18 protein-coding genes are annotated in these 14,664 nt (G+C 55.9%); 12 read left to right on the forward strand and 6 right to left on the reverse strand.

The genetic code is table 11. The annotated features are described in order from the left end of the window. Positions 1–88 precede the first annotated feature (88 nt). From R1T41_RS09555 to R1T41_RS09565, 3 genes are all read left to right on the forward strand, one after another. Positions 89–1,039: a tetratricopeptide repeat protein gene (locus R1T41_RS09555; protein WP_317341388.1), complete on the forward strand. Its 951-nt coding sequence runs from the start codon at positions 89–91 to the stop codon at positions 1,037–1,039. Positions 1,040–1,200: 161 nt separating this feature from the next. Further along, on the forward strand, positions 1,201–1,788 hold the full coding sequence (locus R1T41_RS09560; protein WP_317341389.1) for a TetR/AcrR family transcriptional regulator: 588 nt from the start codon (positions 1,201–1,203) through the stop codon (positions 1,786–1,788). Then, positions 1,778–2,269, forward strand: a complete 492-nt coding sequence (locus tag R1T41_RS09565) for a GNAT family N-acetyltransferase (RefSeq protein WP_317341390.1) — start codon at positions 1,778–1,780, stop codon at positions 2,267–2,269. Before R1T41_RS09560 ends, R1T41_RS09565 begins: the two co-directional genes overlap by 11 nt. 61 nt (positions 2,270–2,330) lie before the next feature. Here the strand turns inward: R1T41_RS09565 and R1T41_RS09570 are convergent, their stop codons facing one another. Then, the gene (locus R1T41_RS09570; protein ID WP_114111165.1) at positions 2,331–3,005 is read right to left on the reverse strand and encodes a D-lyxose/D-mannose family sugar isomerase; all 675 of its coding nucleotides are present in this window, start codon (positions 3,003–3,005) and stop codon (positions 2,331–2,333) included. On the opposite strand from R1T41_RS09570, the gene R1T41_RS09575 reads away from it, so the two are divergent. From R1T41_RS09575 to R1T41_RS09590, 4 genes are all read left to right on the forward strand, one after another. Next, positions 2,979–3,233, forward strand: a complete 255-nt coding sequence (locus R1T41_RS09575; RefSeq protein WP_317341391.1) for a hypothetical protein — start codon at positions 2,979–2,981, stop codon at positions 3,231–3,233. The two genes, R1T41_RS09570 and R1T41_RS09575, sit on opposite strands and share 27 nt — an antisense overlap. A gap of 16 nt (positions 3,234–3,249) precedes the next feature. After that, complete coding sequence (locus R1T41_RS09580) at positions 3,250–3,984, forward strand: SIMPL domain-containing protein (protein ID WP_062953182.1); 735 nt, start codon at positions 3,250–3,252, stop codon at positions 3,982–3,984. Between the two features lie 84 nt (positions 3,985–4,068). Beyond that, positions 4,069–4,794 (forward strand): rRNA large subunit pseudouridine synthase E, encoded by a 726-nt coding sequence (locus R1T41_RS09585; protein ID WP_411045555.1) that lies wholly within the window; start codon positions 4,069–4,071, stop codon positions 4,792–4,794. 5 nt (positions 4,795–4,799) lie between these two features. Next, positions 4,800–5,687, forward strand: a complete 888-nt coding sequence (locus tag R1T41_RS09590) for a 23S rRNA (adenine(2030)-N(6))-methyltransferase RlmJ (protein WP_209221058.1) — start codon at positions 4,800–4,802, stop codon at positions 5,685–5,687. Between the two features lie 89 nt (positions 5,688–5,776). Here the strand turns inward: R1T41_RS09590 and R1T41_RS09595 are convergent, their stop codons facing one another. Together R1T41_RS09595 and R1T41_RS09600 are read right to left on the reverse strand one after the other, a co-directional pair. Continuing rightward, on the reverse strand, positions 5,777–6,481 hold the full coding sequence (locus R1T41_RS09595; RefSeq protein ID WP_097051374.1) for a ChrR family anti-sigma-E factor: 705 nt from the start codon (positions 6,479–6,481) through the stop codon (positions 5,777–5,779). Beyond that, the gene (locus tag R1T41_RS09600) at positions 6,478–7,068 is read right to left on the reverse strand and encodes a sigma-70 family RNA polymerase sigma factor (protein ID WP_317341393.1); all 591 of its coding nucleotides are present in this window, start codon (positions 7,066–7,068) and stop codon (positions 6,478–6,480) included. The genes R1T41_RS09595 and R1T41_RS09600 overlap by 4 nt, the downstream gene beginning before the upstream one ends. A 211-nt stretch (positions 7,069–7,279) precedes the next feature. On the opposite strand from R1T41_RS09600, the gene R1T41_RS09605 reads away from it, so the two are divergent. From R1T41_RS09605 to R1T41_RS09625, 5 genes are all read left to right on the forward strand, one after another. Then, positions 7,280–8,623, forward strand: coding sequence for an NAD(P)/FAD-dependent oxidoreductase (locus R1T41_RS09605; RefSeq protein ID WP_317341394.1), 1,344 nt, complete (start codon positions 7,280–7,282; stop codon positions 8,621–8,623). Then, a complete protein-coding gene (locus R1T41_RS09610) occupies positions 8,620–9,441 on the forward strand; it encodes a DUF1365 domain-containing protein (protein WP_317341395.1) in 822 nt (273 codons plus the stop codon). The genes R1T41_RS09605 and R1T41_RS09610 overlap by 4 nt, the downstream gene beginning before the upstream one ends. Positions 9,442–9,448: 7 nt before the next feature. Continuing rightward, positions 9,449–10,726: an SAM-dependent methyltransferase gene (locus tag R1T41_RS09615; RefSeq protein WP_097051371.1), complete on the forward strand. Its 1,278-nt coding sequence runs from the start codon at positions 9,449–9,451 to the stop codon at positions 10,724–10,726. Continuing rightward, the gene (locus tag R1T41_RS09620) at positions 10,713–12,053 is read left to right on the forward strand and encodes an MFS transporter (RefSeq protein ID WP_317341396.1); all 1,341 of its coding nucleotides are present in this window, start codon (positions 10,713–10,715) and stop codon (positions 12,051–12,053) included. The genes R1T41_RS09615 and R1T41_RS09620 overlap by 14 nt, the downstream gene beginning before the upstream one ends. An 85-nt stretch (positions 12,054–12,138) precedes the next feature. Continuing rightward, positions 12,139–12,630: a DUF3833 domain-containing protein gene (locus R1T41_RS09625; protein WP_317341397.1), complete on the forward strand. Its 492-nt coding sequence runs from the start codon at positions 12,139–12,141 to the stop codon at positions 12,628–12,630. Here R1T41_RS09625 and R1T41_RS09630 read toward each other — a convergent pair. From R1T41_RS09630 to R1T41_RS09640, 3 genes are read right to left on the reverse strand one after another with little or no spacing between them, the layout of a single operon-like run. Further along, positions 12,593–13,039, reverse strand: coding sequence for a nuclear transport factor 2 family protein (locus R1T41_RS09630; RefSeq protein WP_062959370.1), 447 nt, complete (start codon positions 13,037–13,039; stop codon positions 12,593–12,595). The two genes, R1T41_RS09625 and R1T41_RS09630, sit on opposite strands and share 38 nt — an antisense overlap. After that, entirely contained in the window at positions 13,032–13,808 is a 777-nt protein-coding gene (locus tag R1T41_RS09635; RefSeq protein WP_062959369.1) for an SDR family NAD(P)-dependent oxidoreductase, read from the reverse strand. The genes R1T41_RS09630 and R1T41_RS09635 overlap by 8 nt, the downstream gene beginning before the upstream one ends. Then, positions 13,805–14,581 (reverse strand): DUF6134 family protein, encoded by a 777-nt coding sequence (locus tag R1T41_RS09640; RefSeq protein WP_062959368.1) that lies wholly within the window; start codon positions 14,579–14,581, stop codon positions 13,805–13,807. Before R1T41_RS09640 ends, R1T41_RS09635 begins: the two co-directional genes overlap by 4 nt. Positions 14,582–14,664: the final 83 nt, after the last annotated feature.

The raw sequence follows: 14,664 nt of genomic DNA on the forward strand, positions 1-14,664 counted from the left end.
CGTTGATTTGGATCATGGTCGTGGCCGGGTTACAAAGGCGCATGGACAAAACCGATCCATTAAAAAAGAGACAGGGAAGCAGCAGGAAATGACGTTAAGGTTTGAACGGATTGTCGCGGGTCTCCTCATGACGATGGTGGTGTTTGCCACGTCGCCGGTCCCGGCACAGGAAGGCATGGGGGCGGCCCCTGCCACATCTGAAACCTCGTCTGGCGAGACCCTGCCGCCTGTTGATTTCCGTCCGCTTGAAGCGGGTGAGCGCACCAATATGCCGCCGCTGATGGAACGCTATGTGCTGGACGAGCTGAAGGCATTGCGGACCGAAATGCAGGGGATGCGTGCCGAATTGCTGCGCGAGGTCGTCAATCGCCAGCTTGAAGCCATCGACAAGGCGATTTCCTATTCTTCGAACACGGTGACCTATTTCTTCTATTTCGTGGCCGCGGTCGGTGCGCTTCTGACCATGCTGGGCTGGCAGTCGTTGCGCGAGCTTAAATCAAGTGTGCGCAACCTTGCCGATACGGAATTGCGTCGCCTGTCCGAAGAATTTGAAACACGTCTGAGCGCGCTTGAAGAAGAACTGCGTCAGAAAAGCATGGTGATCAACGATCATCAGGAAGAAATCGAACGCACCCAGACCATTCATGCCTTCTGGTTGCAGGCCAACAAGGTGACCAATCCGCGTTCCAAGATCGAGATTTACGACAAGATCCTTGAACTGTCGCCGGGTGACCCGGAAGTCATGGCCTATAAGGCCGATGCCGCCCTTCAGCTTGGTGATCGCGACTGGGCGCTTAGCCTGTGCAACCGGCTTCTGGCCGAGGCACCGGATAATGCCAATGGCTATTATCAGCGGGCATGTGCCAATGCCGGGCTGGGGTACAAGGAAGCCGCCCTTGCCGATCTGCAGCGTGCGGTGGCGCTGTCCGATGCCATGCGCCAACCGGCCTGGACCGAGGTCGAGTTCGAGCCGCTTCGCGATCTGCCGGAATTCACCGAAATCCTTGGGAATCCCGAGCAATCTCCTCCGGCGGAGTAGGAAGCTTTCCATCATCCATCATCTCCCGGAGCTGTGCTCTGGGACTATCCCTTGTCGCTTTCCCCTGAGGCTGCCCCTTGGGGCTGCCTGCCTGCGATTTTAAAATTGACGAGACGTCTCGTCTCGTTCAAGATTGGTGCTCATCAGCGGGAAGGGGCACCATGCGGCGTTCAGTGACAAAACATCGGGCGATCCTTGATGCAGCGGGCAGACTTGTTGTTGCGCAAGGTTACCATTCGACCAGCATCGATGCGGTTGCCGCCGAAGCGGGCAGCGGCAAACAGACCATCTATCGCTGGTGGCCATCCAAGGCTGATCTGTTTGTCGAGGTCTATGACGATCTGGTCGATCGAGATGTCCTGACAAAAGCGTTCCATCGTCATGAAGCGTCGCTTGAAGCCAGGTTGACGGCTCTTCTTGAACAGCTTTTCCGTTTTTACGAGACGACACCGGCTGGTCGGATTCTGTCAGGCCTGATTGGTGAAGCCGCGCAGAATGAACCGATCCGGAATGCGCTTCGCACCGGACTTGTGATCGGCCGGGCACCAATTGTGGTCGATCTGGTGAGCGCATTCATAGCTGCCAATACCGGGCAGGGAGCTGTTTCGGCGGTGGTTGTGAATGAGATGATTGTTGCACTGGTCTGGAAGCGGCTGGTGATGCACGAAGTGCTGGACAGCGATGCCGCGCACGAGATCGCATGCCTTGCCGTTGCCGCCGGTCGGGATGGAGGGGGCCGTGAAAGGTGACATCGTTTTTGACGGTTATCGACCGGGTGTGATCGGCCAGATCATTGATCTGCACATGCAATATTATACGCCGCACTGGAATTTCGGGTTGCAGTTCGAAGCTGGCCTTGCCCGTGATATGGGCGCGTTTTTTCCCCGGTTTGATGCAACACGTGATTTCTTTGTCTCGGCATATGACAGCACGGGCAATCTTGCCGGTGCCATCGCGCTTGACGGTATTGATCTTGCGACATCGGGTGCGCATTTGCGGTGGTTCATCACCTCGGATGCCATGCGGGGCCGGGGGCTGGGCCGTGAGCTTATGAAACAGGCCGACACTTTTTTAAGTGAGAACCGGTATGACAAGGTCTGGCTTACGACCTTTGCCGGACTGGGTGCTGCCCGTAAGCTTTATGAGGATTTCGGCTTCAGGCTGACTGTGGAGGAGGCGTCCGATCCCTGGTCCGGTACGGTCGGCCTGCAACGGTTCGAACGCGGCTGATAAAAGAAAAACCCCCGGCAGTCGCACTGCCGGGGGTTTGCATATCCGTTGATTTGTGACCTTAACCGGCCAGTTCATTCCACAGCGGATGGATCGGCGCGACATCATTTTCGATTTCGCTGAACCGGGCGTCGCAGTCAAAGAAGTAGTTGTCGGCAAGGTCATCATTGACCTGCGATACTTCGCCAACGATCACCGGGCCTTTGCCTTCTTCGCCATAGAAGCGATGCACAAGCGTGCGTGGCAGGGTGACGCTTTGACCGGGTTCGAGAATAACCTTGCCACCGGCCGGAAGGATGTTGAGTTTACCATCGGTGCGGACATGAACGTCATTGACCATGTCCATTTTGCCGTCTTCGGTCAGGTTGGTCAGTTCGATCACCAGATTGCCGCCGCCGCGTACAATGATGTCTTCCATTTTGACCTTGTGGTAATGCCACGGGCATTCCTGATTTTCGCCGACAATCATGATTTTTTCGGCATAGGGGACTTCGCCCGGCTGGCGCAGGATGCCATTGCGCAGGCAGAACAGGATCAGGCCGCGACGGGCAAAATCGCCTTCGCCGTAATCGGTTACGTCCCAGCCCATCTGATGGGCACGGCACCATTTTGCAAGATCAGGCTCGGCATCCCACTGCGCCGGGGAATAATGCCCCCAGAAGGGCAGCTTGAAGGAAATGGACTCGAACAGTTCCTTGGCATGCGTGATATGAGCATTGATATCGGAACGGCGCATGGACGACCTCGTAAAGCTTTTGCATGTTTGAATGGTTGGCCGCGCGAAGCGCGAGCGTTGCTGGCTTTTAGCATGTTCGGATACGGATTGCGACCCAATTTGAATGCATTCAAATGTCCGGTGTCTGATTTCGCAAACCTGCAAAATGGCTGCCCTGATTTTGTCGATTTTGTTCCGTCTGATAAGCTCTTTGAAGCAAAATTTATGCGTCCAGCGGAACAACAATAATCAAGGAAACACGGGCATGTCTTCTTCTTCGGGATTTGCAAAATTCGTTGCCGCAATCGTGGTCAGTGCCGGTATTGCCGGTGCCGGCTGGCTGGTCGGCAAGGGGCTGTCGGACATGCGGTCGCTTGACCGGTTCGTGACCGTCAAGGGATTGGCAGAACGCGATGTCGTGGCGGATCGCGCCGTCTGGCCGATTACCTATGTTGCGACCGATGATGTTTTGCAAAACGCGCAGGCCAAGATCGAAAGCGATACGACCGCACTTCTGGCGTTTCTTGAAACGCATGGCATCACCAAGGACATGACCGAGTTGCAAAGCCTTCAGGTGACGGATCAGCTTGCGCAATCCTATCGTTCCGGTCCGATTGAAAGCCGTTATATCGTCAGTCAGACCATTCAGGTCCGGACCGACAATGTCGATGCCGTCGTGGGGGCAACTCAGGATATCGGCAAGCTGCTTCAGGGCGGGATTGTTCTGGGCGGGCAGGGTTATAACCCCGGCCCGAGTTTCATGTTCACCAAGCTTAATGACATCAAACCGGAAATGATTGCCGCGGCCACAGCAAATGCCCGTGATGCGGCACAGCAGTTTGCAACCGATTCCGGTGGCCGTCTGGGCGGTATTCGCCGCGCAACGCAGGGATTGTTCCAAATCCTTCCGGCCGATGGTGCGCCAAACAGCACGGAAAGCCAGCAGATCAACAAAACCGTGCGTGTTGTCACCACCATGGAATATCTGATCGAGGATTGATCCTATTTGGCCAGGCCTGTTGACCGGGCAGGTCGACTTGTCCGGTTGACTTGCCCAGTTGACTTGTCTGGCAAAAATGGTTCTATGCGGCGCATGGCGCAGCTGATCCTTTTTAACAAGCCGTATGGCGTTCTGACCCAGTTTACCGACCGTGAAAACGGTCGGGCGACGTTGGCCGATTATATCGATCTTCCCGGTGTCTATGCCGCCGGGCGGCTGGATCGTGATAGCGAGGGGTTGCTGCTGCTGACCGATAACGGGCCATTGAATGCCCAGATCGCCCATCCGAAATTCAAAAAACCGAAAACCTATTGGGTTCAGGTCGAGGGCGCGCCGACCGAGGAAGCCCTTGCCGCCCTTCGTAACGGGGTCGAGTTGAAAGACGGCGTGACCCGCCCGGCGCGTGCGCGCCTGATGGGGGAGCCCGAAAATCTTTGGCCGCGTGATCCGCCCGTGCGGTTTCGCAAATCCGTACCGACAAGCTGGATCGAACTTAGCATCACCGAAGGCCGCAACCGGCAGGTCCGCAGGATGACGGCGGCTGTCGGGTTTCCGACCCTGCGTCTGATCCGCTATGCGATTGGTGACTGGACGCTGGATGATCTTGCGCCCGGTGACTGGCAGGCCATCGAGGTCAGTGCACCGGAAGCGGCCCCGATACAGGTCAAGCCCCTGCCCGGGAACATGCAGGCCAACCGTCGGCCTCGCACCGAGGGTGACGGCAAAAGCACATTCCGGCCCGCACGACCGCAAAAGTCGCGCAACCATAAACAGTCACGCGGCGGCAAGCCGCGCGCACCCAAAGGATAAAGGCAATGCTCAGCTATCTGCACGGCTTTCACGCGGGCAACTTTGCCGATATTCACAAGCATGCCGCGATGCGGATGATCCTTGATTATCTGTGCAAAAAGGAAAAACCGTTTTGCGTGATTGATACCCATGCCGGGTCTGGCTGGTACGATCTTGGCAGTGCCCAGTCGGCGAAAACCGGTGAATGGAAAAACGGCATCGCCGCCGCCCAGCAAAAGGGAAATGCCCCCAAACAGATGCAGCCCTTCCTTGATCAGATCGCGGCATTTGATCCGATTGCCAAGGGGCGCGATTACGGGGTGTTTGAAGATGATGACCTTAAGGGGCCGTTTTATCCGGGGTCGCCGTTTATCATGCGCGAATTGCTGCGCGATCATGATGAAATGATCCTGATGGAATTGCATCCGCGTGAATATGACCTGCTGGAATACAGTGTTGAACGCGATCCGCGTATTCACCTGCACAAGCGCGATGGGTATGAGGGACTGGTGGGCATGATGCCACCGACTATTCGGCGCGGTCTGGTTCTGATGGATCCCAGTTACGACGTGAAACAGGATTATCAGAAGGCGGCGAGTTCGATCAAACGTGCCTGGGAACGGTGGGAAAACGGCATTTTCATGCTGTGGTATCCAATCCTTGAGGCCGGATTTGATGCTGAACTGCGTGAAAACTTTGCCCGGATCAAAGCCAAGGGTGGCGTGCTTTGTGCGGAGCTTTCGACCAATCAGGGCGGGGCAAAGGGACGCATGCGCGGCACGGGACTTATGATCATCAACCCGCCTTATGGATTTGATCAGCAGTTTGATGAAATCGGCCAGTGGCTTTGTGATGCGGTCAAATTGCCCGGTCCGGCAACGCACCGAACCCATTGGCTGGTGCCATCGCAATAGGCCCGTGGGCGAGACGGCGCAGGATTCAAATTAAAAGGCCGCGGACATCGGTGTGTCCGCGGCCTTTCTGCGTTGGGACGCAGTTTGACTTATATGCCGATGAAGGGCTGCAACAGTTTGGGCAGCAGACGGTTGAACTTCATCGGGGCATCGGTGGCAATCAGACAGATGCATTCCTCGGCGGTGTCGGCAATCGGCTGATGATCGACATCGTTGCCAAGATCGGCGACGTCACCTGCACGGAACCGGCCGATTTCATCGATATAGGACCCTTTAAGCAACAGGGTCATTTCATGTCCGTGATGCCCGTGATCAGGGATCGAGACGCCCGGTGCGATTTTCATCAAACGCACGGTGCCTTTGCTTTCGATAGATTTAAGCTGGTAATGCTTCACACCCGGTGCCAGCGACTTCCACGGAATGTCTTCGAGGGAAAGAACATTATCAGGCAAAAGATCGGCCAACGGGCGCGGGACGGACGGAATGGCAGACCCGGTGATGCTTTCCCCGACGGCGACGCGCCGGGTGGACGGCATTTCGCGGAAGACGACATTTTCGTTGGCGGTTTCGCGTTCGATCATGGCCATGACATGGTCAAGCGCATGGGCATCCATCGACATGACATTTGCCGTTTCCAGCGCCGCACCACCAAGGGCCTCGAATTCCGCGACCTTTTCACGGCATTTCGGGCACAGTGTCATATGCGTTGCCACGAGCAGTTCCATCGCCTGCGACAGCTTGCCACTGGCGTAATCCATCAATGTCTGGTCTGTCGGGTGGTGTTTGATATTCATGCTACACCCTCCAATCCACCACGAAGTTTGGTTAAGGCCAATCGCAACCGCGATTTGACGGTGCCCAGCGGAATATCAAGCTGTTCGGCAATTTCGCTGTGCGAGAGATCTTCAAAAAACGACAATTCAACAACCACTTTCTGATCGGCGGGCAATTCTTCCATCGCGGATTTGACGAGAACGGCATGTTCATCCCGGTCGACGATTTCGTCGGCAAGCGGGCTATCATCAATAACCAGCGTCGGATCGGAATCATCCACCTCGATATGTTTGCGTTGCCGGAAACGATCGATACGAAGGTTTCGGGCGATTGTAAAAATCCATGTACTGGCGGCGGCCTTTTGCGGATCAAACAGATGCGCCTTGCGCCAGACCTGCATCATGGCTTCCTGTGCGAGTTCTTCGGCATTTTCGGAATTGCCGCCAAACCGGAACATGTAGGCTTTGACGCGGGGGGCAAAATGGGCAAACAGCTGTGCAAATGCCTCACGGTCCTGCGTCGCCGCAACCGCAACAATCCAGCTGGCACATCGCTTGGCCTCGGCGGGGTCAGCCGGTCCGGGCCTTGTTCTTGTCGTGCCGCTCATTTTCGTTTCTGGTCCCCTTCGGGGCCGCGTCATGATGGTGTTCATGGATCATCATACGTCGGCCGGAAAATTTTGGATCAAACGAATTTGTACGTTTTCTGCCAATTACTTACAATTATCAGCATTCGTTGTTATGCAGTGATCCGCAACTTGCTGTCATGCGTAATCATATGTAGTTCAAACAATAACACTGCAAGCAGGCGCGGCACATATGACGCTTCGATCATCGGGGAAACTCAATATAGCTGTTGTTGGTTCGGGTATTTCCGGCCTGTCGGCGGCCTGGTTGCTCAGCCAGTCCCACACTGTCACGCTTTATGAAAAGGATGACCGTCCCGGCGGGCATTCCAATACCGTGGATGCGGGGCAAACACCGGTTGATACCGGTTTCATTGTCTATAACACCCGTTGTTACCCCAATCTTTGCGCCCTGTTTGATCATCTTGGCGTTGCAACAGCTGCGACCGATATGTCCTTTGCCGCGTCGATGGATAGGGGTGGGCTGGAATATGGCGGATCTGATCTGGCATCATTGATCGCGCAGAAACGCAATATTTTCCGCCCGCGCTTCTGGCGGATGGTGCGTGATATCCTGCGGTTTTATCGTGAAGCGCCGCTTGCGCTTGAAACCGGGCAGGCGGAAACGCAGAGCCTTGGTGATTATCTGACGGCCAATCGTTATTCGAAATCCTTTATCAATGATCATCTGTTGCCGATGGGGGCCGCGATCTGGTCCACCCCCGTTGATACGATGATGGAGTATCCGTTGGCGGCGTTTGTCCGGTTCTGTCAGAACCATGGGCTTTTGCAGATCAAGGATCGGCCGCAATGGCGCACCGTTGTTGGCGGATCGCGCCAGTATGTCGGCAAGATCATCAAGGATATTTCCGGTGGCGTGATCCTTGATAGCGCCATTGCCCAGGTCGGACCGAATGGCAAGGGGGGCGTATTCATCGAAAACCGTTACGGCGAGCGGACGGACTACGATCACGTTGTTCTGGCCTGTCATGGTGATCAGGCGCTTGCTCTTCAGGCCAATCCGGCGCCCGCGGTGCGCGATCTTTTGTCAGCGTTTCAGTATGAACGCAATCTGGCGATCCTGCATGATGATGACAGCCTGATGCCCCGGACGCGCAAGGTCTGGTCAAGCTGGAACTACCTTGCCGAGGAGCATGACGGGGAACAGAAAGTCTGTGTGACTTACTGGATGAACCGGTTGCAGCATCTTGACGAAAGCCAGCCGCTTTTTGTGACCCTGAACCCGGCACGCCCGCCGCGCGAGGGCAGTGTCATTCGATCCTTCCTGTATGACCACCCGGTTTTTGATGCCGCGGCGATGGATGCCCAGAAACGGCTTTGGTCGATCCAGGGGCAGGATAACATCTGGTATTGCGGCAGTTATTTTGGATATGGCTTCCACGAAGACGGCATTCAGTCGGGCCTTGCGGTGGCAGAAGCATTGGGCAATGTCCGGCGGCCATGGAACGTTGAAAATGAAAGCGGTCGTATTCATCTGGGGCCGATCAATATCGCGCAAAAAGAAGCTGCCGAATGACAGGTACATGGACATCCGCCCTGTTTGAAGGATCGGTGATGCATCATCGCCTTCGCCCGCGCGATCACAAATTGCGCTATCGGGTGTTTTCCTTTTTGTTCGATCTTGATGAAATCGATGGCTTGGCCGGGTCGCTGAAACTGTTTAGCCGCAACCGGTTCAACCTGTTTTCATTTCATGACCGTGATCATGCGGACCGCGATCATGGGGATATCCGCACACGCATCGAAGATATCCTGAAAAAGCATGATCTGGGCGATTGTGCGCACCGGATCGAATTGCTGTGTTATCCGCGGATTCTGGGCTTCGTTTTCAATCCGCTGTCGGTTTATTTCTGCCATCGTGCCGATGGGTCGGTGGGGGCGGTCCTATATGAGGTGTCCAATACATTCGGGGATCGGCACAGTTATCTGATCCCGGTCCGCCCGGATGCCATTGATGAAAAAGGCGTGCTGCGCCAGAGCTGTGCGAAGGGATTTTACGTTTCGCCCTTCATCGATATGCAGGCCGACTATCATTTCCGCATTTGCATGCCAGACGAAAAGGTCGCGGTGGCCATTCGTGAAACTGACAGGGACGGCGCATTTCTGAATGCGGCCTTTGTCGGTGATCGAACCGCGCTTTCTGATCGTAATCTGTTTATGGCCTTTGTTCGCTATCCGCTGATGACGATTAAGGTGGTGGCGGGCATTCATTACGAGGCGCTGCATCTGTGGCGCAAAGGCATGAAGTTCCATAAACGTCCAAAGCCGCCAGCACATGATGTGACTTACGTGTTCGCAGCCAATAGCCAGACGGCCGAAGCCGCAAAAAGGTAATCAGGAAATGCCGGAACGCAATCGATCCTCTTCGACCATTGTTCGCCCGTTTCGTGACCGGTTCCTGCCCGTTATTGGGGGAATGACCGGAAGTCGCAATGTGCTGAAAATCATGCTGAAACGCATTCTGGCGCATTTGCATTATGGCCGGCTGACGATTGTTTTGCCCGACGGGGATACCTTGCAGTTTACCGGCGAGGAACAGACCGAAATCCGGGCCGTTTTGCATATCCATGACTGGAAGGCGATCCGCAGGCTTGCCACGGGTGGCGATGTTGCCTTTGCCGAGGCCTATATGGATGGGGCCTGGAGCAGCCCGGACCTTACCAAGGTGATGCGGGTGGCGATGCTGAACGAAAATATCGTTCGCGCCCGGCTGGCGGGTGGCATGATTTCGCGCGTGATTGCCCGGATCGGGCATCTTCGGAATGCCAATACGGTCGAAGGATCAAAACGCAATATTGCCTATCACTATGACCTTGGGAACCGGTTCTATCAGGAATGGCTTGATCCGGGGATGACCTATTCATCGGGTCTTTATCGCCGCAAGGACATGACACTTGAAGCCGCACAGGATGCGAAATACCGCCGGATTTGCGACCTTGCGACATTGCAGCCGGGTGAACGGGTTCTGGAAGTCGGGTGTGGCTGGGGCGGTTTTGCCGAAATGGCGGCAGGCCAGCATCGTTGTCATGTTACGGGGTTGACGCTTTCGCGTGAACAGCATGCCTTTGCGCGCAATCGCCTACTGACACTTGGCCTTTCGGATCGCACCCAGATCGAGCTTCGCGATTATCGTCACCAGGACGGGCAGTTCGACAAGATCGTTTCGATTGAAATGTTCGAGGCGGTTGGCGAGGAACACTGGCCGATCTATTTCGATATGATCCGCAAGCGGTTGAAGCCGGGCGGCAAGGCGGTTTTGCAAATCATCACCATCGATCATGACCGGTTCGAGGATTACCGCAAGGGTGCCGATTTTATCCAGCGCTATATCTTTCCAGGTGGTTTGCTGCCCTCGCCGGAGGCGCTGGGCAAGGCCATTGACAAGGCTGGTCTTTCGCTGCGGCATTCGGAATTTTTCGGCAAATCCTATGCCCGCACACTGGCCGAATGGCAGCGCCGTTTCCAGCATGGCTGGGACAGCATTGCCGAGCAGGGATTTGATATCCGTTTCAAACGGATGTGGGAATATTACCTGTCCTATTGCGAAACCGGGTTTGACGAAGGGTCGATCAATGTCGGGTTCTTTGTGATCGAACATCCCGAAAATGCCGCAACCTGATCGCGCCCGCAAAACCGCCATTTACTATGCGCTGCCAGCGATGGCAGCCGCGGTGCCGACGATTCCGGCCTATGTCCTTTTGCCCAGTTATTATGGCGATGACCTTGGCCTTGGGCTTGCCCTTACGGGGGCGATCCTTCTGGCGGTGCGGATTATCGACATGCTGACCGATCCGCTGGCCGGATGGCTTTCGGATTATACGGGACGGCGCAAAATCTGGGTCGGGTTCGGGGCGGTGATTGCCGGGATCGGGATCTGGCTGCTTTTTGTGCCACCCGATCAGCCGGGTGGCTGGCATCTTTTCATGTCGGCAAGCATCCTTTTCCTTGGCTGGACGCTGTTTCAGGTGCCCTATCTGGCGTGGGGGGCGGACCTTTCGGGGGATTACCGGGAACGGACATTGATCACGTCCTTGCGCGAGGGTTCGGGGCTGATCGGTATTGTCATTGCCGGGGCGATCCCGGTCGTGATGATGAATGCATCCCGGGCCGATGAAATCCGGTCCCTTGCGATCATGACCATCATCGCCGGGGCGGTTTTCGTTACCCTTATGATCATCAAGGTCCCCGATAGTGCGGCCCGTAACGGGCGGCGTGATATCCCAGATCAGACGGGGATTTCCCTTCGCATCCGGTTTGGCCAGTCACTGCGCAGCCTGCGTCAGAACCGGCTGTTTGTCAGGCTTCTGGCGGCATGGATGATCAATGGCCTTGCCGGTGGATTGCCCGCCGTCTGTTTCCCGCTTTTTGTGCGCTATTACCTGAGGCTTGATACCGATGCCGAAAACGGGCTGATCCTTTTGTATTTTGTTGCAGCCATCGCCGCCATTCCGCTTTGGGTGCTGCTGTCAGGGCGAACCAGCAAACACCGCGTCTGGTGCATGGCGATGATCATGGCGGTTTCGGCGTTTGCGTTTGTGCCGTTTCTGTCGACCGGCGACTGGATCGGGTTTGCGGTGATCTGTGTGGTTACCGGTGCGGCATTGGGGGCGGACTTGGCGCTACCACCGGCCATTCAGGCCGATGTCGATGACTGGGACCGGTACCGGTTTCATGCCAGCCGGACCGGGGTTCTGTTTGCGCTTTGGAACATGACCAACAAGCTTGCGATGGCGTTGGCGGCGGGGATTGCCCTGCCGATTTTGGGGGCTTTTGGCCTTACCGATGGGGGCACTGAAAATTCCGCGGCTTTGATCGCACTTGTCATGATCTATGCGGTGCTGCCCATCGTATTGAAAGCAGGAGCAATCGGGATGATGTGGCGTTTTCCATTGGATCGTGTGCATCAGGTTGCCATTCGTCGGCGTCTGGCTCGCCGCACCTTCTGATCCTTGTATCCTTTGCGGGAGAAAGCTGATGCTGCGATCTATTACGGCGCTTGTGATGGTTTTGATACTTACCGGGTGTGGGTCAATGAAACCGCAGGATTTTGCGCAAAAAGAGCCCCGCTTCGATGTATTTGAATACTTCGAAGGCAATAGTCGGGCCTGGGGAATTTTTGAGGACCGGTTCGGAAAGCTGCGTCGTCAGTTCACGGTCGATATCACCGGGACCATCAATGATGGCGTTCTGACGCTGGAAGAAGATTTTCTGTATGACGATGGTGAACAGGACCGCCGTGTATGGATAATCCGCAAGACCGGTGAGCATAGCCTGAGCGGGGAGGCCGATGACATCATCGGCACGGCCGCGGGCGTGCAGTATGGCAATGCACTGAACTGGAGCTATGAAATGGACCTGAAGGTCGGTGACGGTAGCTGGCGGGTCAGTTTCGATGACTGGATGTTTTTGCAGGGCGACGGGGTTCTTGTGAACCGGGCACGCGTGCGCAAATGGGGGTTCGAGATCGGTGAAGTCACCCTGTTCTTTACGAAACAGCCATCCGTGCTGCGAGCCGCCGAATAAACCAGCCCAGCACCGGAATGCGCGCGTAAAAGGCCATGCCGGAATCCCAGTGATCGACATGGGATGAAATGCGCGTGCCGTCATCGGAAAACGTTACCGCCGACATGCCGGTGACATCCCAATTCCCCAGAACCGAAATCCTGGCCGTAAAGCGCCAGCGCAGAAAACCGAGATCGTTATCAACCGCGTGATGGGTGACGATGAATTGCGGATTTTCGGTATCGCGAAACATCTTGTCGAGATAGGCACAGACCCGATCCGGGCCGTTGATAGTGTTGAACGGATCGGTAAAGCTGTAATCGGGTGTGACGTGATGATGCAGGTGTTCAACCGTTTCCGGACCCAGATTGGCAAAGTAATCGCCATAGGCTTTCAGCGTTTCAAGTTTGCCTGATTGCACATCATCCATCGGATTTTCCCATCACTTTGCGGATCAGTTTGAAATAAAGCCCATAGGGCAGAATGCGGGCAAGCTTTAGCTGCCGGACAAAGGGCGGCGGAAAGGCGATTTCAAATCCGTTGCCGCGCGTCAGGCCGCGATAAACAAAGCCCGCGGCCTGTTCCGGTGTTTGCAGATAGGGCATGTCGAAATCGTTTTTGTCGGTCAGCCGGGTTTTGACAAAGCCCGGATTGATCACCCGAAGGCAGACACCGGTTTCCCCCAGTTCGCCGCGCAGGGTTTCGCATAGATTGATCAGGGCGGCCTTGGTCGGGCCATAGGCCCCGGCCTTTGGCAGGCCGCGATAACCGGCGACCGAGGCGACAACCGCGATCTCGCCCGAACCGCGTTGGCGCATTTTCGGGATCAGGATTTCAAGACAATTGACCGTGCCGAAATAATTGACATCGAAATGATCGCGGATGGTTTTGGCCGAAAAATCATCGACCGGCATCGGGGAATAAATTCCGGCGGCCAGAACGACCAGATCAGGCAGGCCAAACCGGTCCTCGATCAGGGCCATCGCATCGCGAACCGCGTCGGGCTTGGTCACATCAAGCGGCACGGCATGGATGTTTTTAGACGATGCAGCCAGATCGGAAAGGGCATCGGCGGAACGGGCCGATGCGATAATCGTCGTGTTTCCATCCGCGTCGGATTTGGCGAATTTTGCAACAAGTGCCGCCCCGATCCCGGCGGATGCGCCGACGATCCAGACCGTTTTGAAATGTTTGGTCATCCGCGATGGTCCTTTTGGGCATTGTCGGTCTGGCAACTTGTGCAGCGATAGGTGATTTCCGAGCCATCCCGCGCCTTGAAGCGCAATCCGACCCAGCGACCATCGGCATCGTACCATGCATTGGTTTGAAGCTCGCCGTCATAGGTGAAGTGGGTGGCGTTGATCATGCCGTTGCCAACAGCCAGACGTTCGCCCCCCGTCTGGGATATGGTGACCGCGTTGGGATTGCCGGTCAGCGTATTGAGGACCTGATCGGTTTGGAGAACGCCGCAATGCCAGTGATCGGTGGGGAAAATTCCGGGCGGCAGGGACTTCTGCCCATCGGGGCCATCAACGACAAGCTGATCGTTTTCGCGCCGTGCCGAAATGCTGGTCTGATCACCGTCGTCATCGACCTTGACCGATAGCGTTGATAATTGACCATCCTGCCAGATGCTTTCGGATCGGTAGCGGAAGCTATAGGCATTGAAGCCCAGAAACGAGATATCGATATTGCTTTGGGCGACGACCTGAAGGCCATCCTGGCCGCGATTGAAACGCACGATATGTTGCCCGACCGGGGCATCGTTGCGGCGGATCTGAAACACCAGTTCATTGCCGTAACGCGCAATCGGATCGAAGTTTCGGCAGGCCGCACTGCGGTCAAGGCCATCGGATTGTGCGGGGGTAAGGGCCGATAATTCGCCGTTCTGCGCGAAGGCCGAACCGGCATTCTGGGCCGCCAGAATGGCAAGGATGGCAAGCAGATATTTAAAAGGTTTCGGGCGTGGCATGTGATGACGTACCCTGCTTTTGGCCCCGGCGAACAAAGCGCGTCAAAGCCGGATTGCGAAGAATGAATTCTGTGTTTCCTTAC

This window comes from Thalassospira lucentensis (assembly GCF_032921865.1).
In the GTDB taxonomy this organism is placed as follows: domain Bacteria; phylum Pseudomonadota; class Alphaproteobacteria; order Rhodospirillales; family Thalassospiraceae; genus Thalassospira; species Thalassospira lucentensis_A.